The 25440-nt window shown below is 38.1% G+C and carries 23 protein-coding genes and 1 pseudogene; 13 read left to right on the top strand and 11 right to left on the bottom strand.

Annotation, left to right across the window (positions count from 1 at the left end):
• Positions 1–8: 8 nt before the first annotated feature.
• Positions 9–1358 (top strand): NADP-specific glutamate dehydrogenase, encoded by a 1350-nt coding sequence (gdhA, locus tag DV434_RS09395; RefSeq protein WP_118785841.1) that lies wholly within the window; start codon positions 9–11, stop codon positions 1356–1358.
• Positions 1359–1464: 106 nt separating this feature from the next.
• Here gdhA and fur read toward each other — a convergent pair whose 3' ends face one another.
• The 3 genes from fur to DV434_RS09380 all read right to left on the bottom strand — a co-directional run bounded on the left by fur (position 1465) and on the right by DV434_RS09380 (position 3343).
• Positions 1465–1908 (bottom strand): ferric iron uptake transcriptional regulator, encoded by a 444-nt coding sequence (gene fur / locus DV434_RS09390; protein ID WP_046938890.1) that lies wholly within the window; start codon positions 1906–1908, stop codon positions 1465–1467.
• Positions 1909–1937: 29 nt separating this feature from the next.
• Positions 1938–2462, bottom strand: coding sequence for a flavodoxin FldA (fldA, locus tag DV434_RS09385; RefSeq protein ID WP_118785840.1), 525 nt, complete (start codon positions 2460–2462; stop codon positions 1938–1940).
• Positions 2463–2560: 98 nt separating this feature from the next.
• Positions 2561–3343 carry an alpha/beta fold hydrolase gene (locus DV434_RS09380; protein ID WP_118785839.1) on the bottom strand — a complete coding sequence of 261 codons (783 nt, stop codon included), beginning with the start codon at positions 3341–3343 and terminating at the stop codon, positions 2561–2563.
• 69 nt (positions 3344–3412) lie between these two features.
• On the opposite strand from DV434_RS09380, the gene seqA reads away from it, so the two are divergent.
• The 8 genes from seqA (at position 3413) to selD (ending at position 13717) form a co-directional block, all read left to right on the top strand.
• Positions 3413–4024: a replication initiation negative regulator SeqA gene (seqA, locus tag DV434_RS09375; protein ID WP_005635399.1), complete on the top strand. Its 612-nt coding sequence runs from the start codon at positions 3413–3415 to the stop codon at positions 4022–4024.
• Positions 4025–4026: 2 nt separating this feature from the next.
• Entirely contained in the window at positions 4027–5388 is a 1362-nt protein-coding gene (gene menE, locus DV434_RS09370; protein ID WP_118785855.1) for an o-succinylbenzoate--CoA ligase, read from the top strand.
• Positions 5389–5404: 16 nt separating this feature from the next.
• On the top strand, positions 5405–8731 hold the full coding sequence (gene mscK / locus DV434_RS09365; protein WP_118785838.1) for a mechanosensitive channel MscK: 3327 nt from the start codon (positions 5405–5407) through the stop codon (positions 8729–8731).
• 10 nt (positions 8732–8741) lie between these two features.
• Positions 8742–9815: a chorismate synthase gene (aroC, locus tag DV434_RS09360; RefSeq protein WP_118785837.1), complete on the top strand. Its 1074-nt coding sequence runs from the start codon at positions 8742–8744 to the stop codon at positions 9813–9815.
• A 152-nt stretch (positions 9816–9967) separates the two neighbouring features.
• Positions 9968–10828, top strand: coding sequence for a penicillin-insensitive murein endopeptidase (gene mepA / locus DV434_RS09355; RefSeq protein ID WP_118785836.1), 861 nt, complete (start codon positions 9968–9970; stop codon positions 10826–10828).
• Between the two features lie 17 nt (positions 10829–10845).
• Positions 10846–11613, top strand: coding sequence for a TSUP family transporter (locus DV434_RS09350; RefSeq protein ID WP_118785835.1), 768 nt, complete (start codon positions 10846–10848; stop codon positions 11611–11613).
• Positions 11614–11659: 46 nt separating this feature from the next.
• Complete coding sequence (lpxM, locus tag DV434_RS09345) at positions 11660–12616, top strand: lauroyl-Kdo(2)-lipid IV(A) myristoyltransferase (RefSeq protein WP_118785834.1); 957 nt, start codon at positions 11660–11662, stop codon at positions 12614–12616.
• A 57-nt stretch (positions 12617–12673) separates the two neighbouring features.
• The gene (gene selD, locus DV434_RS09340) at positions 12674–13717 is read left to right on the top strand and encodes a selenide, water dikinase SelD (RefSeq protein WP_118785833.1); all 1044 of its coding nucleotides are present in this window, start codon (positions 12674–12676) and stop codon (positions 13715–13717) included.
• Positions 13718–13822: 105 nt separating this feature from the next.
• Here selD and DV434_RS09335 read toward each other — a convergent pair whose 3' ends face one another.
• The 6 genes from DV434_RS09335 to serS all read right to left on the bottom strand — a co-directional run bounded on the left by DV434_RS09335 (position 13823) and on the right by serS (position 21167).
• Positions 13823–15010: a fimbrial protein gene (locus tag DV434_RS09335; RefSeq protein WP_118785832.1), complete on the bottom strand. Its 1188-nt coding sequence runs from the start codon at positions 15008–15010 to the stop codon at positions 13823–13825.
• Positions 15011–15034: 24 nt separating this feature from the next.
• Positions 15035–15589 carry a fimbrial protein gene (locus DV434_RS09330; RefSeq protein ID WP_118785831.1) on the bottom strand — a complete coding sequence of 185 codons (555 nt, stop codon included), beginning with the start codon at positions 15587–15589 and terminating at the stop codon, positions 15035–15037.
• 11 nt (positions 15590–15600) lie between these two features.
• Positions 15601–18129, bottom strand: a complete 2529-nt coding sequence (locus tag DV434_RS09325; RefSeq protein WP_118785830.1) for a fimbria/pilus outer membrane usher protein — start codon at positions 18127–18129, stop codon at positions 15601–15603.
• A 13-nt stretch (positions 18130–18142) separates the two neighbouring features.
• On the bottom strand, positions 18143–18841 hold the full coding sequence (locus DV434_RS09320; RefSeq protein WP_114908835.1) for a fimbria/pilus periplasmic chaperone: 699 nt from the start codon (positions 18839–18841) through the stop codon (positions 18143–18145).
• 117 nt (positions 18842–18958) lie between these two features.
• Positions 18959–19603, bottom strand: coding sequence for a fimbrial protein (locus DV434_RS09315; protein ID WP_192881507.1), 645 nt, complete (start codon positions 19601–19603; stop codon positions 18959–18961).
• A gap of 274 nt (positions 19604–19877) precedes the next feature.
• Positions 19878–21167 carry a serine--tRNA ligase gene (gene serS / locus DV434_RS09310; RefSeq protein ID WP_118785828.1) on the bottom strand — a complete coding sequence of 430 codons (1290 nt, stop codon included), beginning with the start codon at positions 21165–21167 and terminating at the stop codon, positions 19878–19880.
• A gap of 171 nt (positions 21168–21338) precedes the next feature.
• Between serS and DV434_RS09305 the strand changes: the two genes are divergently transcribed.
• A complete protein-coding gene (locus DV434_RS09305; protein WP_118785827.1) occupies positions 21339–22103 on the top strand; it encodes a hypothetical protein in 765 nt (254 codons plus the stop codon).
• A 114-nt stretch (positions 22104–22217) separates the two neighbouring features.
• Entirely contained in the window at positions 22218–22436 is a 219-nt protein-coding gene (locus tag DV434_RS09300; protein WP_005628252.1) for an HP1242/YdcH family protein, read from the top strand.
• Between the two features lie 46 nt (positions 22437–22482).
• Here DV434_RS09300 and DV434_RS09295 read toward each other — a convergent pair whose 3' ends face one another.
• Positions 22483–22962: a threonine/serine exporter family protein gene (locus tag DV434_RS09295; RefSeq protein ID WP_005628250.1), complete on the bottom strand. Its 480-nt coding sequence runs from the start codon at positions 22960–22962 to the stop codon at positions 22483–22485.
• 1 nt (position 22963) lies between these two features.
• Positions 22964–23734 (bottom strand): threonine/serine exporter family protein, encoded by a 771-nt coding sequence (locus DV434_RS09290; protein ID WP_118785826.1) that lies wholly within the window; start codon positions 23732–23734, stop codon positions 22964–22966.
• A 218-nt stretch (positions 23735–23952) separates the two neighbouring features.
• Here DV434_RS09290 and DV434_RS09285 point away from each other — a divergent pair, with 218 nt between their 5' ends.
• Complete coding sequence (locus DV434_RS09285) at positions 23953–25326, top strand: TonB-dependent receptor plug domain-containing protein (protein WP_338142011.1); 1374 nt, start codon at positions 23953–23955, stop codon at positions 25324–25326.
• Between the two features lie 38 nt (positions 25327–25364).
• Positions 25365–25440 (top strand): annotated as a pseudogene (locus tag DV434_RS09280) (IS1595 family transposase); the annotation flags it as partial.

Raw genomic sequence — 25440 nt, 5'->3', positions numbered from 1 at the left:
AATTCATTATGTCAACAGTTGCTTCCTTAGATACATTCTTAGCAAAAGTCGCTCAACGTGATGGTCATCAACCTGAGTTTTTACAAGCGGTGAGAGAAGTGTTTACTTCTATTTGGCCTTTTTTAGAAGCTAATCCTAAATATCGTTCAGAGGGATTATTGGAACGTTTAGTCGAGCCTGAACGTGCATTTCAATTCCGTGTGGCGTGGACTGACGATAAAGGGCAAGTACAGGTAAATCGTGCATTTCGTGTACAATTTAACAGTGCAATTGGTCCATTTAAAGGTGGTATGCGTTTCCATCCATCAGTAAATTTATCAATCTTAAAATTCTTGGGTTTTGAGCAAATTTTTAAAAATGCTTTAACCACATTGCCTATGGGCGGTGCAAAAGGTGGTTCGGACTTTGATCCAAAAGGAAAATCAGATGCAGAAGTCATGCGTTTTTGCCAAGCATTGATAGCTGAACTTTATCGTCATGTAGGGGCAGATACTGATGTGCCAGCAGGTGATATTGGTGTTGGTGGGCGCGAAGTTGGTTATTTAGCTGGCTATATGAAAAAATTATCGAACCAAGCTGCATGCGTATTTACTGGTCGTGGATTATCTTTTGGTGGTAGCTTAATTCGTCCAGAAGCAACGGGATATGGATTAGTTTATTTTGCTCAAGCTATGTTGGCTGAAAAAGGCGATAGCTTTGCGGGTAAGGTCGTATCAGTTTCAGGTTCTGGTAATGTAGCGCAATATGCTATTGAAAAAGCATTATCTCTTGGCGCAAAAGTGGTGACTTGCTCTGACTCATCAGGTTATGTTTATGATGCCGAGGGATTTACTACTGAAAAATTAGCCGCACTTTTAGAAATTAAAAATGTGAAACGTGGTCGAGTGAAAGATTATGCAGAACAATTTGGTTTGCAATATTTTGAAGGTAAACGCCCTTGGGAAGTTAAAGTTGATATTGCGCTTCCTTGTGCAACTCAAAATGAATTAGAACTTTCAGATGCTCAACTTTTAATTAAAAATGGCGTGAGATTGGTCGCTGAAGGTGCCAATATGCCAACTACCATTGAAGCAACAGAAGCGTTACAGGCTGCTGGTGTATTATTTGGACCTGGTAAAGCGGCTAATGCTGGTGGTGTGGCAACTTCTGGTTTAGAAATGGCGCAAAGTTCACAACGTTTGTATTGGACTGCAGAAGAAGTGGATGCACAATTGCATCGTATTATGTTAGATATTCATGCAAACTGTAAAAAATACGGCACGATTGAGGGGCAAGAAAATATTAACTATGTGGTAGGCGCAAACGTAGCAGGTTTTGTCAAAGTTGCTGATGCCATGTTGGCACAAGGTGTTTATTAATCCTTAAAATTTTAAATAGAAAATAACCGCACTTTAAAAAAGAGCGGTTATTTTTTCGGATAAAATTTGAATATAAGATAGGCGACATTGAGTCGCCTTAGAGATGTTATTTATTTGAATTGTTTTCATCGCAATGATTAATATCACTACATTTCCCGTAAAGATATAAACTATGCGCTTTTAATTTAATGCCATATTTTTCGCTAATTTCACGTTGGCGTTGTTCAATAATATTATCACTAAATTCAAATACTTTTCCGCAATCTTCGCAGATAATATGATCATGGTGTTCAGTTGGTGCTAGCTCAAATACAGATTTATTACCTTCAAAATTGTGACGAATTAAAATATTAGCTTCATCGAATTGGTTTAATACTCTGTAAACGGTCGCTAAGCCAATTTCACTCCCTTGATCAAGTAGAATTTTGTACACATCTTCTGCTGAGAAATGTTCATTTTTGTGTTCTTGCATTAAGCTAAGAATGGTTAAACGAGGTTCAGTGATTTTTAATCCAGCTTTTTTAAGTAATTTAATGTTTTCTTCAGACATAAAGTTCCCTTCCTTTTATGTGAAAAATTCTAAGCGATCTCGGCTAAACACATTTCATCGTAAATTTGTTTACACCATTTTTCCACACGTTCTGCAGTGAGTTCAGGTTGGCGATCTTCATCAATACACAACCCAATGAAAGTTCCGTCTTCTAATAATGCTTTTGATGCTTCAAAAGTATAGCCTTCAGTTGGCCAGTTACCCACAATGATTGCGCCGTGCGGTTCTACGATGTCGCGCACGGTGCCGATAGCATCGCAGAAATAATCAGCATAGTCTTCTTGATCGCCACAGCCGAAAATACCTACGAGTTTATCTGTAAAATCGATTTCTTCTAGCGTTGGGAAAAAATCATCCCAGTCTGCTTGTGCTTCGCCGTAATACCAAGTCGGAATACCGAAAAGTAAGAAATCATATGCTTCAATATCTTCTTTGCTACTTTTTGCAATATCACGAATATCGATTAAGTCATTACCTAATTGTTTTTGGATCATTTTTGCGATGTTTTCGGTATTGCCTGTGTCACTGCCATAAAATAGACCAACAACTGCCATTTTTCTTTCCTTTTAAAATTTAACGTATTGATTATAAATAGGGGATATTCCCTAAATTGTGTGGGAGTATACTACAAAAGTATTCTCATTTAAATTAATTAATTCTTATTTACAAATCGCTCTATCGCACGTATAACAAATTCAGGTTTTTCAGCATGGACCCAATGCCCACTACCACTAATAGTAAAAGACGTCGCATGAGGAAATTGTTCTAAAATTTTTTCGCTATTCTCTATTTTTATATAAGAAGAATTTCCACCTTTGATAAACAGCGTCGGCGTGAGTACATGCACCTTTTCCCAATCCATAATGTTAGCGTAATTGTTGAAAAGTGCGGTGAGGTTAAACCGAAAATAATCAGGTGAATTGGGTTCAAAAGATTTCAGCATAAATTGCACGACATCCTGATCGTCAATTTCCTTTTCTAAGAGCGGTTTCGCTTCTTGACGAGTTTTAGGGGCTGCATTTTTTACAGCGAATAAGCCATTAAACACATCTTTATGCCCAAATCCTTCGTAAGGTAGGGGAGACATATCAATTACAATTAATTTTTCGACTAATTCTGGGCAAAGCGCTGTGATTTTCATGGCGGTTTTCCCCCCCATAGAATGACCAATTAATATCACTTTGGGTAAATTTAAGTGGCGAATGACAGAAATAACATCTTCAGCCATAAGTTGATAAGTCATTTTTTCCGAATGAAAACTATGGCCGTGATTGCGCAGATCTACGCGTAAAATATTGTAATTTTCGCTAAAAGCTCTGGCGATGATTCCAAGGTTATTCATATCCCCGAACAAACCATGAATAAAAACCAAAGTTGGAGAATTAATCGTTTGTTTTACTTGATGAAATTGATAATTGAGCAATGAATTTGCCATAATTTTTGCGTGAGAATTTGTAAAGAAGTCGTTATAATTAAAAAAATTCTAGCAAACAGAGAGAAAAAAATGAAGATCATTGAAGTTGATGAAGAATTATACCAATACATTGCGAGCCAAACCCGCTCTATTGGGGAAAGTGCTTCGGATATTTTACGCCGTTTGCTTAATTTACCGGCACATGCGAGTGTTTTCGCCGATGACTTAACATTTGCTCCGGCTGAAAATAACGAAAAAACAGAATCAAAAGTGGAAGTACAGACGGAACCTGCTAAATCAGAAAGTGTAAAACCGACGAAAAAACAGCCGATAACTGCAATTAATCAGATCGTAGAAAAAGTTCAAACGTTGTTGAACTCGACAGAATTTCAAGAAGAAGGCAAAGCTGTTACGCGTTTCTTAGCCATTCTGCGCGTGCTTTATCGCACTAATCCTGAGAGTTTTGCGCAAGCCACAGAATCTTTGCAAGGTCGTACGCGAGTTTATTTTGCACGCGATGAAGCAACATTGTTAATGACTGGCAATCATACAAAACCAAAACAAATTCCAGATACGCCTTATTGGGTTATTACTAATACAAACAGTGGCCGTAAAATGCTGATGTTGGAAGGCGCAATGCAATCAATGGATTTGCCTGAAAGTTTAATTGACGAAGTGCGGGCATATTTCACGGTAAATTAATGATGTATCCTTGGCAAGCCTTTGCTATCCACCCTAAGTTTTCTCATAAAATCGCCTTGCGCACTGCACAGGGCGATATTTTTAATTGGGCGCAAGTAGCCGAGAAAGTGAACCAAACTGTTTCCTTCTTACTAAATAAAGGTGTAAATCCAGAAAGTGCGGTTGCTTTTGTTGGAAAAAATACAGAGAACATTTTATTTTTATATCTTGCTACAATCCAACTGGGTGCAAAAATTCTAGGTATTAACCCTGCGTTTCCTCAAGAAAAAATTACAGAATTGTGTAATGTTCATCACATCGATTTTTGTTTTTATGATGAAGATTTGAGGGATTTTCCAAAAGCTGATGTAGTTATACAAAAAGCTGATTTCTTTCGCCCAGCTACAATGACGCTCACGTCTGGCTCGACAGGTTTGCCAAAAGCGGTAGTGCATAATGTTAAAGCGCATTTAGATAATGCGAAGGGTGTATGCGAATTGATGAAGTTCGATAGTGAACATTCTTGGCTACTTTCCTTGCCGTTATATCATGTTTCAGGTCAAGGTATTGTTTGGCGTTGGTTGAGTTGTGGTGCTGAATTGCATTTTCCGAAAACGGATTTTTACGCTTCATTATTGGAGGCGACTCACGTTTCTCTTGTGCCAACGCAATTACAGCGTTTATTAGATTATTTACAGAAAAATCCGAGCATTTCATTTTCTACACGTCATATTTTACTGGGCGGTACGCATATTCCCACAGAACTTACACAAAAAATGGTGAAATATGGTATCGAAACGTATTCTGGCTACGGAATGACGGAAATGGCGTCTACGGTTGTTGCCAAACAATCTGATGAAAAACAAGGCGTAGGGCAACCGTTATTAGGTCGAGAATATCGTTTGGTGGATGATGAAGTTTGTCTAAAAGGCGCTGGTTTGGCGATGGGGTATTGGAAAGATCGACAAATTTTTCCATTAACGAATAGCGACGGCTGGTTTCAGACAAAAGATAAAGGCATTTTGCAAGAGGGCGAACTGGTTATTATCGGACGACTTGATAATATGTTTATTTCGGGCGGTGAAAATATTCAGCCAGAAGAAATAGAGCAAGTGATGCTGAAAAATGCTATGGTGAAACAAGTTTTTGTTTTGCCCAAAGCCGATCATGAATTTGGCTATCGCCCAGTTGCGATTGTTGCTTTGAATGAACCCTTTAATCAAAGTGCGGTCGAAAAACTCACTGAATTTTTACAAGATAAATTGGCTCGCTTTAAACAGCCAATAGCTTATTATGAATTACCAGTAGATTTATCTGCTGGCGCAATAAAAATATCACGTAAAGTGCTTGCCGATTGGTTAGCAAAACAAATAAACAAACAATAAAAAATACAGGTAACTTATGAAAACATCACGTTTTTTCACCGCACTTTTAGCTACAGCTTTAATTGGTTGGGCAACGGTGAATCCAACATTGGCTGCAAATAAAAGCAAAATATTATTACCTACGGAGCAAGAACTCACTACTGATTTAGCCGATGCACAAAAAATGGCTGACGGTGATGTAAAAACTGCGCTTATTAATGAATTGCAAACCTCTTTAGATTTATTGCAACTCATTCAAACTCAACAAAAAAATAATGAAGATTTACATGATGTTTTAGCCCATGCTGATAGTGAAATTAAGAAAAATAATGCAGATTTATTGGCGTTTAAGAAGCAGTTAGAACAATCTAAATCAGTCGATTATCAAGCTCAAAATTTAGCAGATTTACAGGCTACATTAAGCAAACTGAATGTTCAACAGCAGGAAACCCAAACTGCGTTAAGCAAGGCTAATATTCAATTAGCGGGGCAAAGTTCTGTATCTGAGCGTGCACAAACCAGTCTTACTGAGAATTTGAAACGCACACAAGAAATTAATCAACAATTAGCCAATAGCAATCTTACAAAAACTTTACGTCAAAAAAATCAAATAGAATTACAGTTGATTGATTTAAAAAACGCTTACAACCAAGATTTATTGAAAAATAGCGATCAGCTGACATTGCTTTATCAAAGCCGTTATGATTTGTTGAATGCTCGTTTGCAACTGCTACAACAACAAATTGTGGCGATCCAAGAAGTGATTAATCAGAAAAACTTGGCGCAAACTCAAAACCAAGTCGAACAAGCTCAGCAACAGCAACAAAATAGCGCGAAAAATGCTTATATTCAGAAAGAATTGGCGCGTAATGCAGAGTTGAGTCAATATTTGTTGCAACAAACGGAAAAGACGAACATCTTGACGCAAGATGATTTAAGAATGCGTAATGTGTTTGATAGCCTAACTCAAACTCAACATACCATCGAGGAGCAAATTAGCGCATTACAAGGTACGTTGGTGCTTTCTCGTATTATCCAGCAACAAAAACAAAAATTACCGACGAACTTAAATATTCAAGGTTTATCAAAACAAATTGCGGATTTGCGTGTTCAAATTTTCGATATTACTCAAAAACGTAATGAGCTTTATGATTTAGACGCGTATATTGCTAAAGTCGAATCAGATGAAGGTGAAAAATTTACTAACACCGAAAAAATACAATTAACTAATTTATTGACTGAGCGTCGTAAAATGAGTTCTGACTTAATTAAGTCATTGAATAATCAACTTAATTTAGCCATTTCTTTAGAGCTTACTCAGCAACAAATTACTCAAATCAGTGATCAAATTCAATCAAAATTGGAGCAACAAAGTTTCTGGGTTAAGAGTAATAATCCTATCAATTTAGATTGGTTTGCTGAATTGCCGAGGGCATTTATATCGCAAGTCGATGGTATTGTGAAAAAAATTGGTTTACCCACAAATTACAGTAACTTGCCTTACTTACTGATGTACTGCTTGGGCTTGTTTGTCGTGGGTGGTGCTATTTTTAAATTTAAAGATCGCATCAAACAACGTCTGTCAAAAATTAACGGCGAAATTAACCGATTAAAATATGATAATCAGTGGAATACACCACAAGCCTTATTGCTTACTGCATTTTTAACGCTTTCTGGAACTTTATGGTTTTTAGCCATTTGTCAAATGCTTGGCTTCTTCTTTATGAAAAATCCAACTGAGTTTTGGGATTGGTCGTTTAGTATGGCGGGCTATTGGTGGTTCTTCACGTTTTGGCTTTCTTTATTTCGCCCGAATGGAATTTTTGTCCGCCACTTTGAATTTTCTCAACAAAGTGCGGTGCGTTTTCAAAGTGTAATTAAACGTATTGTTGTAGCGGTTGTTTTATTACTGAATACATCAGTATTTAGTAACGTAACTGATTATGGTTTAGCAAATGATGTGATTGGACAAGTAAATACGATTGTTTCATTGCTGTTTTGCATTATTATCATCGCACCACGTTTCAAGAATGTGCTACGTTCTTATGAAGATGAGAAAAAAAACCATAACCACATTATCGTCAAAATTGTTCAATTTGGTTTACAGATTATTCCTGTTGGCTTAGTGCTATTAGTTGCATTGGGATACTATTACACTGCATTGAATTTAATACAGCATCTGATTAATTCTTATATAGCCTGGTGTGTGTGGTGGTTAATTCGCCAAGTAATTTATCGTGGTATTACTGTATCATCTCGTCGCTTGGCTCATCGTCGTTTAGAAGAAAAACTCCGTCAAAAACAAGCAGGCTTTAATGATGGTTCGACATCCGATGATGTTGTTGTTCTGAATGAAAAAGAAGAAGGTTTAGCGTTAAATGAAGTGCGTAGTCAATTATTACGTTTTGCTGATCTCTTTATTTGGACTGCGTTGATTGGAATTTTCTATTACGTTTGGTCAGATCTTGTCACGGTGGCAAGTTATTTGCGTGAAGTGACCTTATGGCAGCAAACAACAACTACTGAAGCAGGTACAGTGACAGAAAGCATTACTTTATTTAATCTTCTTGTTGCCTTAGTTATCGTAGGGATTACTTATGTATTGGTACGTAACATTTCGGGTATTTTAGAAGTATTGATTTTCTCTCGCGTGAATCTTTCACAAGGTACGCCCTATACCATTACGACGTTGCTCACTTATATTTTTATCGCTATTGGCGGCGCGTGGGCATTTGCAACCTTGGGTATGTCTTGGTCAAAATTACAATGGTTATTCGCCGCACTTTCTGTTGGCCTTGGTTTTGGTATGCAAGAGATTTTTGCTAACTTTGTTTCTGGTATTATTTTGTTATTTGAACGCCCAATTCGAGTAGGCGATACCGTTACAATTAATGGCGTGAGCGGGACCGTTGCGAAAATTCGTATTCGTGCAATTACGTTGATTGATTTTGATCGTAAAGAAGTGATTGTGCCAAATAAATCTTTTGTAACAGGGCAGGTAATTAACTGGGCACTTTCTAACACTATGACGCGTTTAGTGATCAATGTTGGTGTCGCTTATGGTTCTAATCTTGAATTAGTGAAGAAATTATTGCTACAAGCCGCAAATGAGCAGACAACAGTATTAAAGGATCCTGAACCAAGAGCCTATTTCTTGAGTTTTGGTGCCAGCACCTTGGATCACGAATTGCGCGTTTATGTTGCTCAACTTGCTGAACGTACAAATACGATTGATTCGCTTAATCGCCGTATTAATGAGCTCTTTGCAGAAAACAATATTGATATTGCATTTAACCAACTTGATGTTTTTATCAAAAATAATGATACTGGCGAAGAAATGCCTTTTATTGACGTAAAAAAATAAGTGAGAAATTATGGCTGGTAACACAATCGGACAACTTTTTCGTGTGACAACTTTTGGAGAGTCACATGGTATTGCATTAGGCTGTATCGTTGATGGGGTACCGCCAAATCTTGAATTATCAGAGAACGATATTCAGCCAGATTTAGATCGTCGTAAACCCGGGACATCTCGATATACCACGCCGCGTCGTGAGGATGATGAAGTTCAAATTTTATCTGGTGTGTTTGAAGGAAAAACGACAGGCACAAGTATTGGAATGATCATTAAAAATGGTGATCAGCGTTCGCAAGATTATGGCGAGATTAAAGATCGTTTTCGCCCAGGACATGCTGATTTTACCTATCAGCAAAAGTATGGCATCCGTGATTACCGTGGCGGTGGGCGTTCGTCAGCGCGTGAAACAGCTATGCGGGTTGCTGCGGGGGCGATAGCGAAAAAATATTTACGTGAACATTTTGGCATTGAGGTGCGCGGTTTTTTAAGTCAAATCGGTCATGTGAAAATTGCGCCGCAGACCATCGGAGACATTGATTGGGAAAAGGTAAACAGTAATCCATTCTTTTGTCCTGATGAAAGTGCGGTAGAAAAATTTGATGAATTGATCCGTGAACTTAAAAAAGAAGGAGATTCTATTGGCGCAAAACTTACCGTTATTGCAGAAAATGTTCCAGTAGGATTAGGCGAGCCAGTATTTGATCGTTTAGATGCAGATCTTGCCCATGCATTAATGGGCATTAATGCAGTAAAAGGCGTCGAAATTGGCGATGGTTTTGCAGTGGTTGAACAACGTGGCTCAGAACATCGTGATGAAATGACCCCCGATGGATTTGAAAGCAATCATGCCGGTGGCATTTTAGGGGGAATTAGTTCTGGTCAACCGATTATCGCCACGATTGCGCTAAAACCAACTTCAAGTATTACAATTCCAGGTCGTTCAATCAATCTTAATGGTGAACCCGTAGAAGTTGTCACAAAAGGCCGACACGATCCTTGTGTGGGGATTCGAGCTGTACCCATCGCAGAAGCCATGATGGCGATTGTCTTATTAGATCACCTGTTGCGTTTTAAGGCACAGTGTAAATAAAACTAACCTAGGGTAGGTATACCCTAGGTTAGTTTGATGTTACCTCTTTGGGGTAAGAGTAAAGTTCCCCAAAGGGGAACTATTTTTCTAACCGTGGGTATACTTACCCACGGCAAAACCTAGGATATACTTATCCACGGCAAAACCTTAGAATGAATAAAATTTTATTAAAAACAACCATAATTTTTACCGCACTTTTCTCTCTTAACGTTGTTGCCTCTCCTCTAGATTGGCAAAAAGTGAAACGTCCAATACCAAGTGACGATGGGAAAGCAAAACCTATTGGTAGTTATACCAATGGGTGTATTATTGGAGCGCAAGCACTACCGCCGAAAGGTGAAGGTTACCAAGTGATTCGTATGAATCGCAATCGTTATTATGGCCACCCAAATATGATTCAGTATCTTGAACGTTTGGGACAACGTGTTAAAGCGGCTGGGTTGCCAATGATGTTAGTAGGCGATATTGCCATGCCAGGTGGCGGACGATTTTTAACTGGTCATGCTAGCCATCAGATGGGATTAGATGCGGATATTTGGTTAAGAATGGGCGAAATGTCGGACGCCGATGCGCTGAATTCTGATGGTAAAGGTTTATTAGTTGTGGATAGAAAGACGCAACGAGTAGATGAACGTGTTTGGAATACCAATCATTCGACGTTAATCAAGTTAGCCGCGCAAGATCCAAATGTGACGCGTATTTTTGTTAATCCTGCGATTAAGGTAAAATTATGCCAAACCGCTGGCAATGATCGTGGTTGGCTACACAAAGTTCGACCTTGGTATGGTCACGACTCTCATTTTCATGTTCGTTTAACTTGCCCAGCAGATGCGCCTTATTGTGAAAATCAAGCCCCTGTTCCTGCTGGTGATGGTTGTGGAGACGAATTATATTCTTGGTTTGAACCGCCAAAACCAAGCACTTCAGTGAGTAAACCTAAAGTTACACCACCAGAGCCGTTTTTGTGCCAACAAATTTTGAACTCACCGAATCGGAGTGAATGGTTAGAATAGCATTAAGGTAAATCAATATGGATATCGGAATTGATCTTTTAGCAATATTGTTTTGTGTTGGTTTTGTCGCATCTTTTATTGATGCAATTGCTGGCGGTGGTGGATTAATCACCATTCCAGCGTTGCTTATGACTGGCATGCCACCGGCAATGGCGTTAGGCACCAACAAATTGCAAGCTATGGGCGGTGCATTATCCGCAAGCCTTTATTTTTTGCGAAAAAGAGCGGTTAATTTACGTGATATTTGGTTTATTTTGATTTGGGTTTTCTTAGGTTCTGCTCTAGGTACATTATTAATTCAATCAATTGACGTGGCGATTTTCAAAAAAATTCTGCCTTTTTTGATTTTAGCCATTGGTTTGTATTTTTTATTTACTCCTAAATTAGGTGATGAAGATCGGAAACAACGATTAAGTTCTCTGTTATTTGGTCTTTTAGTTAGCCCATTTTTAGGTTTTTATGATGGCTTCTTTGGGCCCGGGACTGGCTCAATTATGAGTTTAGCCTGTGTTACTTTGCTAGGATTTAATCTCCCGAAAGCGACAGCACATGCAAAAGTGATGAACTTCACTTCAAACCTTGCTTCTTTTGTGCTTTTCTTATTGGGCGGACAAATTCTTTGGAAAGTGGGTTTCGTGATGATGGCTGGGAGCATTTTAGGCGCAAATTTAGGTGCAAAAATGGTGATGACGAAAGGTAAAACCTTGATTCGACCAATGGTTGTTATCATGTCTTTTATGATGACGACTAAAATGGTTTACGATCAGGGTTGGTTTCATTTTTAATTCGGAAAGCGCGCAAAAGTGCGGTTAAAATTAATTACATTTTATTATGTCGGATAATCAACAAAATTTACGTTTGACGGCGAGAGTGGGCTATGAAGCGCACTTTTCATGGTCGTATTTAAAGCCTCAATATTGGGGAATTTGGCTCGGTATTTTCTTTTTATTGTTGTTAGCATTTGTGCCTTTTCGTCTGCGCGATAAATTGGCGGGAAAATTAGGTATTTGGATTGGGCATAAAGCAAAAAAACAGCGTACGCGCGCACAAACTAACTTGCAATATTGTTTCCCTCATTGGACTGAACAACAACGTGAGCAAGTGATTGATAAAATGTTTGCGGTTGTTGCACAAGTTATGTTTGGTATTGGTGAGATTGCTATCCGTTCAAAGAAACATTTGCAAAAACGTAGCAAATTTATCGGTCTTGAACATATCGAACAGGCAAAAGCTGAAGGCAAGAATATTATTCTTATGGTGCCACATGGCTGGGCGATTGATGCCTCGGGCATTATTTTGCACACTCAAGGCATGCCAATGACTTCTATGTATAATCCACACCGTAATCCATTGGTGGATTGGCTTTGGACGATTACACGCCAACGTTTTGGCGGAAAAATGCATGCTCGCCAAAATGGCATTAAACCTTTTTTAAATCATGTTCGTAAAGGCGAAATGGGTTATTACTTACCAGATGAAGATTTTGGGGCAGAGCAAAGCGTATTTGTTGATTTCTTTGGAACTTATAAAGCAACATTGCCAGGATTAAATAAAATGGCAAAACTTTCTAAAGCGGTTGTTATTCCAATGTTTCCTCGTTATAACGCTGAGGCTGGCAAGTATGAAATGGAAATTCATCCTGCAATGAATTTAAGTGATGATCCTGAACAATCAGCCCGAGCAATGAACGAAGAAATAGAATCTTTTGTTACGCCAGCGCCAGAGCAATATGTTTGGATTTTGCAACTATTGCGTACAAGGAAGGACAGCGAAGATCTTTATGATTAAGAATAGGGTTTAAAAGCCATACTCTCAAAAACGGATATTCAACAAGGTAAATAAAAAATGGAAGAAAAAATTCGGCTGACGCAATACAGCCATGGTGCAGGTTGAGGTTGTAAAATTTCGCCTAAGGTGTTAGGGACAATTTTACATTCAGAACTGGAAAAATTTTATGATCCAAATTTGCTCGTCGGTAATGAAACTGCTGACGATGCAGCGGTGTATGATCTTGGTAATGGAACTGCAATTATCAGTACTACAGACTTTTTCATGCCGATTGTGGATGATCCTTTTGATTTCGGACGAATTGCCGCGACCAATGCCATTAGCGATATTTTTGCTATGGGCGGTAAGCCGATTATGGGCATCGCCATTTTAGGTTTTCCAACTAATGTATTACCTGCAGAAGTTGCACAGAAAATTGTTGATGGTGGTCGCTTTGCTTGCCATCAAGCGGGTATTGCTTTGGCGGGGGGGCATTCCATTGATTCGCCTGAACCTATTTTTGGTTTAGCCGTGACAGGCGTGATTGATACTGAAAAAGTGAAACGTAATGCGTCTGCAAAATCAGGTTGTAAGCTTTATATGACGAAACCGCTTGGTATTGGTATTTTGACGACGGCGGAGAAAAAAGGAAAACTTAAACCAGAACATCAAGGTTTAGCCACTGCCGCTATGTGCCAAATGAATTCCATTGGCAGTCAATTTTCCCAAGTGGAGGGCGCCACCGCAATGACGGATGTCACCGGATTTGGTTTACTTGGTCATCTAATTGAAATCTGTGAAGGTTCAAATCTAAGTGCGGTAGTTTTTGCGGACAAAATTAAAACCTTGGACGGTGTAAAAGATTATATTGCACAAGGTTGCGTCCCGGGTGGAACAGGGCGTAATTTTGAAAGTTATGGGCATAAAGTGGGTGTATTAACGGAAGAACAAAAAGCGATTTTGTGTGATCCTCAAACATCAGGTGGTTTATTAGTGGCAGTTGAGCCTAATAGCGTTCAAACGGTAATTGAAATAGCCAAAGATGCGGGCATTGATTTATATGAAGTGGGGGAATTAAAACCTAAAAAAGCAGAAAAAACGGTTTTGATTGATATTTATTAGGGATTATGTAAGTTTTTAAAATCCAATAAAAAGGCTAACTTTTAAAAGTTAGCCTTTGGTTTCCTTATTTTGGGAATATTTTACATTCTTCTCATTTTAGTGAGTTTATTGATAATATAGTGTAAACGTCGTTGCGGCTTTTACTTCACCGCCTGCAACGGGAACACTCTGATTATTAACATAATATACGTCGAAATTGTTTCTAGAATAACCGCTTCCTGTGGCATCTGCCATTTGGAATTTCTTACCAAATTTAATTGAAGTGTTATTATCGTGTTGTTTTAAGCGTAAGGAAACCCCCTTCGCTTTTCCTGTACCTGTTTGAATGTTTAATAAATCATTATTACCATTGTTAGTCGTGCCATTTTGTCCATTGAAAGTGACAAATACTTTTGGGGGCTTAAGCTGATTTCCTTCTTTATTATTTTTTCCAGTACAATCTACATCTAGGGAAAAATTCCCGCCCCGCGCTTCTAAACTACCAGTACTCCCGCTTGCAGTGGGGTCAATCTCTCTCTTATAAATCTCTCTTAACGGGATAGTTTGATCTGAACCACCATTTATTAAGCAAGATTTAATAGGATTTGAAATAACAAGCCCATTTGTTGAGAGATTAACAAATGTCCCATGATCATCTTTCAATATATAATCTCTGTAAGGATATTTAGTACTTTTTACGGTATTAGATTCCGTTTTTATTTTAAAAATAGTTTCATTTATTGCTGGAATTGTGTAACTCGTACCGCTAGTCGGTTTATTCAATAGTATATAACGCGCTCTGACAATGGCTCCAAATGACCCAGTACTTTGGCTAAATTTAACTTGATTTTGACCAATAACTGTCTCTTGACTATTCACTTTAACAGAAGAAAATTTCTGTGAACCACTTCTCATTATGGCTTCAAAGATCAAGCCTAGGTTAGAGTTGTTTAATTTATATATCGTATAACCATCATAAGTTCTTCCAGTTGATGTGAGGTTACCTTGCATAACTAATTTCATTGTAATGGTAAAGGGAGGTAAGCTATTACTAGTATTGCTAAATCTACTTAAATCAAAACAAGCTGTATTTGATTCTGCTGTGGAAAACCACTCTGAGATAAATTCCTCTTGATCTTGTGAAAAATATTGAGTCTTTAATTCCAAGCTTGCATCGTTATTTCCCACAACATGGTAAACCATTGGATTTTCTACTTTTCCTGATGAGTCTATCTGAGCGCAACTAGCAAATGTTTCCCGCATCCCTAGCATCAGTAAAATAGTTGTGGCTATTTTATAAACGGATTTATTCATTCTTATTTCCTTATTTATTTAATCTTAAGGGTAACTAATTTCAAATTCTGCTCGAGCAGTGACCTCGCCAGCAGTAGCACTCCCTGTTGCATAATATTGAGCATAATAATCAAATTGGGGCTGAATGATTTTTCCCCCAAGCTGAATACCTGTATTTGCAGTTTTTGCAGAATCGGCAGCTGTACCATCAAGTAGCATAATTTGATTACTAGTTGCATTAATTAATTGAATCGAGACATGTTGTGCGCCCGTTGTAGTAAGATTATTTAATAATCCATTTGTGGCATTTGCATTCTTAAACTTAATCTCTGCTCTGCCATTATCTTCAGCATTACATTCTTTAAGTTTGATAGTAAATTTAGTTTTACCTGCAGTTTGCCCTGCAGCAGCTAAACGGTTAGTCGCCACAGTGGGAAGTACCACTAATTGATCGTCGCTACCAATTTCTACTTTACAGGTGCCATCATCTTTTACCAATCCTGTAAAAGAAATCGTTCCAGTAGAAGACGCATGACTGTAAGTAGTACTTGCCAGTAACAGGGTAAACAGCACTAAATAAGAGCTGATTCTTTGTTTCATGATAAATTCCTTTATTTTTTTATGGGTAAACACATTGCATCATATGTTTGGGCTTCTAAGCTATCAAGATTTTCTAACTTAACTTGGTAATCAAAATAGCATTGCTCATTATGATTTGGTCCCCAATTGACTGTAAGTCTTCCTTTTTCTTGTTGTAATTGACCAGCAAATAACATACCGCCTTGCACCACATACCCCACAAAATTGCCTTTATCATCTTGTGCAGTCGCTGCCATTGGCACATTTTCACCGTTGGATTGAGTTAAATTAAACAACACCATCACATTTTTATGAGTGCTAAACTCTACTAAATTAATCGCATTAGCACGTGGAATGATTTGTTGTTCAGTGGCATTAAATTCAATGTTGCCAGAAATATCTTTTGGATCAATGCGAACATAGTTGATTGAATAAGGCATAGTGTAAGGAATAATACCATTGCCAAAATAATCAATACGTTGATTATTGCCTTGAATTAACGCGCCAGATGCATCTTTGGCTCGTACAATAGCAAAGCTATCTCCCACTTGTTGTCCTAATGTCACGCCATATTTATGAGCAACAATAGAACCACTTGCGCCTAATCCTATTTGACGGTTATGGTTCTTTTCTTGCGAAATGTTCATACGATAGCTACCAAAACGCCCCGTATAGCCACCATTTGCGCCAATACCACGATATTGATGATTATTTTTGGATACATTTACACCATAATGCCATTGGTTTTGCTCTCCCATCGTGCCACTAACACCGACTCGATTGTAGCTATATCCTGAATTATTACGAGAATGAGAAGTACTGACGGTATGTTTACCTTCACCAAGAGGTAAACTTAGATTGATATAAATAGCATTATCTCGTTTGCTACTTTCGCTATTGGTCGTTTGTGATAGCGTAATGTTATAGTTCAATTTTTTGTAACTATTCGCATAGGCAATCTGGTATTCATTATTTGTTCCACTTTCGCCCCAATAATTATAAGTCTGCCCGACCAAATACAAATCGCCGTAATCCCCTAAGGTTTGATTGATAGAGAATTGATATTGGCTTTTTGGACGTTGAGTGCGTACATTAACAAATTCATCGTAAATATAATCACGATGGTTAATTGCCAAGGTGTCACGTAAAGTATAGAAATGACGGGATGAATAGCGATAGGCTGCCAACGTAATATTAGTACCCGTGCTATTAAAATTAATACTGTAAGTTCCGTGTAAACTATAACCTTTCTTATTTTCCTTTTCTTCTGGGAAAATGGCATGTGACCAAGTAGAATCCGCAGAAAAAGCACCAATCGGCGTATTTAAACCAAAACCAAATAAAGCAGCACGATAATTTTTACTGTAAATCACGCCACCATTTAAGGTCAAATTATTAAACAAACCATATTGTAGAGTGGCTTGAGTAATTGGATCGACGTACTCGTTATTCCAATGGCGATAGCGACCTGATGCAATTTGATAGCGATATTGCCCAACACGGATCAAAGGCGCGACATTAGAAAATGGCACCGTAAAAGTGCGGACAGAACCATCACTTTCTTGGATCTCTACTAGAAGATCACCGTTATATCCACTTGGGTATAAATCAGAAATAACAAAAGGCCCTGCAGGCACAGAAAGTTGATAAATAATGTTGCCATTTTGCTTAATAGTGACATTGGCATTACTGTTTGCCACACCTCGTACAACAGGCGCAAATCCACGTTGTGAAGGGCTTAGCATACGATCATCAGAAGCAATGCGCACTCCACGCATACCAAAACTTTCCCCAACCTGTGCGCTAGTATAAAAATCACCTAAGGTGACATTTCCTCGCAATAGTTCAAAATCGCGCTGAACATAGGTCTCACTTGGCTGATATTTAGAATAGGTATAACGGAAAGAATTTTCTTTGCTTCGACTATTAACTTGGTTATAAAAACCAGTGTGGCGGAAAGCTAAAGAACCGATATTCAAGCCCGCTCTCACATTGCCATAAAGGCTGTCACTTATAGTGCTTTCTGTTTGATAGCGATAGTAATTTAAATCATAATTTAAAAATGTCGCTGTCGTTCCACTTTGCCAACGTTTTGGCGAAATGTATCCACGAGGTCGTTGAACAGTTAAAGCTTGCGGTATTTCAAAATCTAATTTTAGTTCGCCAGTTTTATAAACAAAGGTGCTCTCTGGTATTGCATCCTTAACAAATACGCAATCTTCATTACTTCCTTGTTTGATAATCGCAGCAGATTTTAGATCTAATACATCTTGTAGTTCTGGCGTTAAACAAAGTTCAGCTCGACCTTCCGAATTATCAACAAAGCGTAACGTTTCGTGACCTTTTAATTGATTATTTACCCAAATATCTGCTCGATATTCTCCTGGTAATACCGCATTTGCCTGATTAAAACGGGCAAAATCTACGCCTAAAACAGAACCACCGCCCCAAAGGGAGGCGTCAAATTCATCGCTATAAGCTTGGTTACCATAAAGCCCTAAAGCACATAAAATAGCAAGAGAAGAGCGGTTAAAATGGGATAATGTTTTTTGAATACGCATAAACACTCCCCCATTATTGCAAAATAGATTCACCAATTGTGTCGCCACCAAAGTCATTAATGAGATTCCAAGTCACCTTGCTGCCAGCACGGGCGCCTGAAACATGGAAAACTTCCTCACTAAAAGGCGCAACCATACGAGCGTCTTTAACTGAAGTTTTATTGATTTGAGCTGAAACATAACTCATATAATAAGGCGTTTGATTGCTAACCTTAATGCCATCTGGCGTCGCAATCCATTTTACCGCTTGATAGGCATCTGTTACTGTTATAGGGAGATTGCTTGGGCGGTAAAAGAATTTTAAACGGGAACGGATAGCCAATTGTAAAAAGTTTGGACTTTCAGCTAAACGCTCCGCACTTGGTTTAGGCGGAATATCAAGTAAATTAAAATAATAGAGGCTTTCTCGATCTTGTGGCAAAGATTGGCTGCCTGTATAAGTAATACGTAAACTCTGACCAGATTTTGCTTCAACACGGCTTACTGGCGGAGTAATGATAAAAGGCGTTTTAATATTTTTAGGATCGGCATTTTGATCGCCCGTATCTAACCAAGCCTGTACTAATGCTGCATTTTTACCGTTATTCTCTAATTTCACGATAATATTTTTTTGATCTTGAGGGTAAATTACTCTGGTGCCGATAATGACGACGTTCGCTTGGGCAGAAAAGGTAAAAAGTGCGGTTAATCCGAATACAATTTTCTTAAACATCATTTTTTCTCAACTTTATTCATAAATAAGGTGATACCACCAAATAATTAAAACCGCATTGCTAAAATTGTCTTAACAATGCGGTGAAATAAAAGCTAATAATATTAGCCAAAAGAATTATTCATAAGTTAATTCAAAATCAACCGCAGATTCGACTGCACCTGTGGTAATGTTTGCTACAGCAGTTGTAGCATAATATTTAGCAATATAATGAAGAATGTGTTCTGTGCCCGAAATTGTATCCGGAGTCCCATAATTATCATCTGCTACATTGGTATATGGATGAGGAGTATTTTTTATGACACGTTTCATTGGAGTTAGTGCTGTAGTACCATCTGCTTTATACAACTGAATATTTACTCCAGTTGCGCCTCCAGCCTTAGTATTTTTTAATGTGTAGTTATTGGCGGTATCTATATTTTTCACAGAAGCAAAACGCGCTTTTACCTTTGTTGCTTTGCCGTTTGTAGCTGTAGGTAGGGTACAACCACTTAATTTAATCTCAAATGGTGTTGGCATTGCAGTATCACCTGCTGTAACAAAACGATTTTTTGGAACATTTTCTAATACAACCAGTTGATCTTGGCTCTCTGTCGCTATAGTACAGGTTTGATCTACTACTGCACCTTGGAAACGAACAATACCGCTGTTTGCACCTGGTGTAGAACCATCAGTTGCTTTTCCTGCTGCAGTACCACCTACAGTAGATGTAGATGCTGCCATAACTTGGCTTGAGAATGCCGCAACTAATGCTGTTGCCAATATTAATTTTTTCATTTATTTTCCTTTTTTAAATGTTCAATAAAAAAATGACGACAAATAATGGATTTCTCCAATATTGATGTTTTTGCCATTTTTAACAGCGCAAAAACTTCCCCATTCTAAAAAAAAAAAAAAAAAATACAAGATGCCGAAGAAAAAAATTTGGCAGCCAAATGGCGTGTTTTAAACCACAATAACGACTTAACGCCCTATATTTTCCATAAAAAAAAGCGTGGAAATTTTAAAATCCACGCTTTTTTATTTTATAGAAGGATTATTTGCCGATAACGTCTAATCCGCCCATATATGGACGTAGCACTTCTGGCACAGTGATTGAACCATCTGCATTTTGATAGTTTTCAAGCACAGCCACTAAAGTACGACCAACCGCTAAGCCAGAACCATTTAAGGTGTGCACTAAGCGGGTTTTCTTATCGCCTTTTGCTTTACAACGTGCTTGCATACGGCGAGCTTGGAAATCCCACATATTTGAGCAAGAAGAAATTTCACGATAAGTATTTTGTGCAGGCACCCACACTTCTAAGTCGTAAGTTTTGCAAGAACCAAAGCCCATATCGCCTGTGCAAAGTAAAACTTTGCGGTATGGTAAATTTAATAATTGCAATACTTTTTCTGCGTGACCAGTTAATTCTTCAAGTGCTTCCATTGATTTATCTGGATCAACGATTTGTACCATTTCCACTTTATCAAACTGGTGCATACGAATTAAACCGCGAGTATCACGCCCGTAAGAGCCCGCTTCTGAACGGAAACATGGCGTATGTGCGGTCATTTTTATTGGTAATTCTGTTTCATCAATAATCACGTCACGCACTAAATTAGTGACAGGCACTTCTGCAGTTGGAATTAATGCGTAAGGTTGTTCGCCTTCTAAGGCTAAAGTATGGAATAAATCTTCCCCAAATTTTGGTAATTGACCTGTGCCATAAAGTGTGGCGTGATTCACTAAATAAGGCACATAGGTTTCTAAATAGCCGTGTTGTTCAGTATGAAGATCTAACATAAATTGCGCTAATGCACGGTGCATTTTTGCGATTTGACCTTTCATTACGGCAAAACGCGCGCCCGCTAATTTAGCCCCTGCGGCAAAATCTAAGCCATTTGCTTCCTCACCTAAAGTGACATGATCTTTAACTTCAAAATCAAATGTACGCGGAGTGCCCCAACGTAAGATTTCTTTATTTTCGGTGTCATCTTTGCCTAATGGCACTTCGTCTGCTGGTAGATTTGGAATAGTTAATGCAATTTGATTGATTTCCGCAAGTACCGCATCTAATTGTGCTTTTGCTTCAGTCAATTGATTGCCCATATTATCCACTTCTGCCAATAATGGCGTGATATCTTCACCGCGTGCTTTCGCTGCACCAATAGCTTTGGAGCGAGTATTACGTTCAGCTTGTAAATTTTCTGTGGTGACTTGTAAGTTCTTGCGTTGTTCTTCTAATGAGGTGAGTTTTTCTGTATCAAGAATAAAGTTACGTTTTACTTTTAATTTTTCTGCGACTTCCGCTAAATTATTACGGAGCAAATTTGGATCGATCATAGAATTTCCTTACTTTTTTCGTTGAAATGAAAATGACTTTATTCTAGCGTGCTTTATTCAAATAAACCAGTTAAAAGCCAAGGGAAAAGCGAGATTCTGAAAATAAAGCAAAAATACACCGCACTTTGTGTTAGAATCCACACCTCATTTAGTCTGAATTTTAGGTAAATTATGAGAAAATTTATTCTTTCTTTTCTGTTTATGCTTATCGGTGGTGGACTTGGTTTTGCGGGGGCGCATTTTCACCCGACAAAATGGCAGGTTAGTGCGCAATTTGAAGCGCCAAAAATGAATGAATTGGGTAATTATTTTTCTCTTTTTTCTACATACAGTTTAGTTAGCGGTGATGCTGATGCCGTTGATATGGTAAAAATTGAGCGTAAGGCGACAGATTCTGCGTATCATGAATTTACAAAAATTCTTAATTCATCCGCTCAATTAATGGCTTTTTTAAATCAATCTGATTTTGTGAAAGCGAGAGCTAAAGTTGAAAATCAAACCGTTCAGCAAATTGCCTCGCACTTTAAATTTTCCCAAGAAAATAATCTTGATCAATTCATCCTATCTTCTTTTGATCGTGAAGAAGTGGATCAACTTTTTGTGGAATACATTCGTTACGTGAATAATCAAGCGCGTCAAACGTTAAATAATGAATTGATTACAAAATGGAAATCGTTATTTGAACAAGTGAAAAATGCGGCGGACGCCAAAATTGACGTTTCTTGGGAAAACAAATTGAAAATGATGCAATCTGTTCAACCGTTAGATAATAATTTGGTGGCGTTCCATTTTGTTCAACAGCCTAATCTTGTAATGGCAGAGAAACCTTATGTTATTTCAACGGGTATTGGTGCTGGCTTTGGAATTATGCTTAGTTTGTTAGCTATGTTGGTTTTAGGTGCAGGAAGAAATAAAAAGGTAAATGAGCAAAAATAATTCGTTCAGAATAAATTTTTGTGATCGCGGTCAAATTTTTAAGATTGAATTTTGTTTCTTTGTAAAGAAAAGCGTAAACTCAAGATCGATTTTAACTAACACAGGAGCGATTTTATGTTTCCAGAATACAGGGAATTAATCACCAAACTTAAAAGTAATGATGCTTATTTCGATCGTCTTTTTGAAAAGCATAACGAATTAGATCATGAAATTAAGAATATGCAGGAAAACATTCAGCTCGCTACTCATATGGAAATTGAGGCTTTGAAAAAAGAAAAATTACGGATTAAAGATGAGCTTTATGAATACCTCAAGAAAAAATCACAAGAATAGTAAGAAAACCGGCTGATGCCGGTTTTTTTGTTGAACTATTTTAGTGTCACACCACAGGTTTTTGTCGATAAAACAATAAGCCCGGTAAGGCTAATCCAAATACAATCGCACCTAAGATAAAACTGGTATTAATAAAGGAGCTAATCATTTGTTCAAATAACGCGTCGGAAAAGCCGAAATGATGGATTTGTACCATTGAAATCATTGCTTTATAGGCATGAACACCGGGGATCATGGGGATAATTGCGGCAACGGTAAAGGCTTTAGGGTGGGCTAAATAACGATGGGAAAGATGCACGCCTAAAAATCCAATTACGCAAGTGGCAAAGAAGGTGGCAAATACAATAGGCATATTAATATGCAGTAATAATGTGCGTGTAACATGCCCAAGTGCGGCTAAAATCGCGCAATATTTTAAGGCTTTTGGCGGCACATTAAATACTAAAGCAAAGCCCACTGCTGGAATCGCGGCAAATAACATATCATCGAGTAATTTCAAGATAAATATTGTGATATCTAATAACATTTTAATGCCCCCAAGTTGTAATATGTAATAGGCTTAACGCGAATACAATACCAAGACATGCGCCAAAAGTGAGAATAGTTGCAATCGTCCAACGACCTAATCCCATATTCACATAACCTTTTAATATATCCGCTAAAGAATTAATCAGCGGAAACCCTGGCACAAGTAATAACACACTAGACGCCAAGGCAATTTGAGGATCGTTACCTAAGTTATATTTTAAGCTCACGCCAGAAATCAGCGAGGCGACAAAAGAGGTGATGGAAAAGACGATAAGGGGATTATAGTGCCGTTTAGAAAATTCTTGTCGCACAAACATGGCGATGGCTGCCGCCACAAAGGTGATGCCACAAATCACCCAGTCTCCACCCGATAAATGGGCGAATGCTGCACAAGATAAGCCAATCATGAATACAACTAACCATCGGTTATATTTAAGCGGTTTTAATTGATCCAGTTTTCTTTGTGCGATTTCTAAGTCATACAAATGATGTTCAACAGCAATCACAATACGCTGAACATCAGTAACCATTTGCATATTAATGCCTTTATCCGTATTTTTTCGTGCGGTGGTAATGCAATGATTATCTGATAAGGTTGTCAGTACCACCGCATTTGCCGTGAGCGCACATTCTACGCTTTCTACGCCAAGTGCGATGCCTAAACGCTGCGCCATTTGCACCACCACGGTACTTTCTGCCCCATGCTGTAACAAGAGCAGTGCCGTTTGTACGCACACGCGAGTCACCGCCCGTTGATATTCGTGCTCCATATCTTTCTTCTCTATCAAAATATACCTAGAAAGAATTATAAAAATCTTTTCTAAAAAATGCGCAAAAAAGAACCGCACTTGTGATTTAAGTCAAAAAATTTTTAGTGAAAAATTTTGTTACATCGATCACAAAATAAACAATTTTTCTTTGCGGATACAAAAAAATAGGACTAACATTTAAATGATAATCGTTATTGTTTGATATGGAGATTCAAAAAATGAAACATAAATTTTCCTTTATGCTCTGTCCACTCACCTTGCTTATTCATCAAACTATCTATGCTTCCCCACAAATAAATCAGCTTGATACGATTTCTGTTTTAGGGACTTCTGAAAGTAAAGCCGAAGCAGGTAAAGATAAAATGTTTTCAGAAAACCAAGTAACCGAATATAAAAGTAAGAAAGAAATTGAAACTTACAAAGGACATTCTGTAGCAGATTTATTAACAGGCACAACGGGCGTATATAGCGGTGATGCACGTAATAGCGGTGCTTTGGATCCTAATATTCGTGGGGTGCAGGGGCAAGGTCGAATTCCCGTTTTAGTTGATGGTACAGAACAAGCGATCACAGTTTGGCGTGGTTTTGCGGGTGTGAGCAACCGTAACTATCTTGATCCATTTTTAATTAGCGGTGTTACTGTTGAAAAAGGCCCAAATTTAGACCGCACTTTAGATAGTGGCGCAGCAGGCACAATCCGTCTTACCACATTAGAACCTGATGACATTATTAAAAAAGGTGAAAAATTTGGTATCGAATTTAAAGCTGAAACAGCTAATAATTCTATTAAGCAACGTGGTTATCCTATTCCTATTGGTCAAGACTTCCGAAAACTCGATCATCCCGAAGATATGGGATTAGGTGCTATTTCAGCTTATTTTAGAACATCCGATCGTTACCCTGCTCGTTCTCATGGTAGAAATAAATTCTTTAATGACAATGCCTATCGCTTAGCCATCGCAACAAAAGATGAGCATTTTGAAGGCTTAGTTGCTTATGCTTATCGTAACAAAGGCAATTATTTTTCTGGTGGAAAGGGTGGTCATAATTATGGTGAGGGAAAAACTTTAGATGAATACGCAAAGGCCCATGATTTTGATCCTAATTATTATCGAAGTGATGATCCTTATATTCCCTGGATAGCGATTGTTTATCATCCGAAAAAAGAAGTTCCTAACACATCTTTTGAATCTGAATCTTATTTAGGCAAAGCGACCATTAAGTTTAACGATCACACCAAATTAAAATTTGGCTTACGCCATAGTGATATGCATTATGGTGAAATTATGCCTTCCCGTTTATGGCAAACCAGCTATCAACAAGGCACAGTTCTACAATGGCCGCTTGCCAATGTAAAACAAACCGCAGTGAATACAGATTTTGAATATAACCCTGAAAATAATAAATGGGTGAATTTGCGCCTTGGAGCCTATGCTGTATTTAATCATGCCAAAACCAATACTTCAGGCGGAAGCCCTTCCGATATTATTTTTGATGATATGGGATTTAATTCTGTAGGAACTGATCTTGTTGCACCTGAAATTAAACAACCAGGGGAAGAAGGTTATGAAAAATATTTGGGGCTGTACTAGATAACGACTAAAAATCCCATTTAGGTTAGAATAAACCAATGAGAAAAAGTCGCTTAAGTCAGCATAAACAAAATAAACTCATTGAACTGTTTGTCGCAGGTGTCACAGCAAGAA

This window comes from Haemophilus haemolyticus (assembly GCF_003493685.1).
Taxonomy (GTDB): Bacteria; Pseudomonadota; Gammaproteobacteria; order Enterobacterales; family Pasteurellaceae; genus Haemophilus; species Haemophilus haemolyticus_O.
The sequence above is the reverse complement of the archived record's forward strand: the minus strand, read 5'-3'. Positions and strand labels throughout refer to the sequence as shown.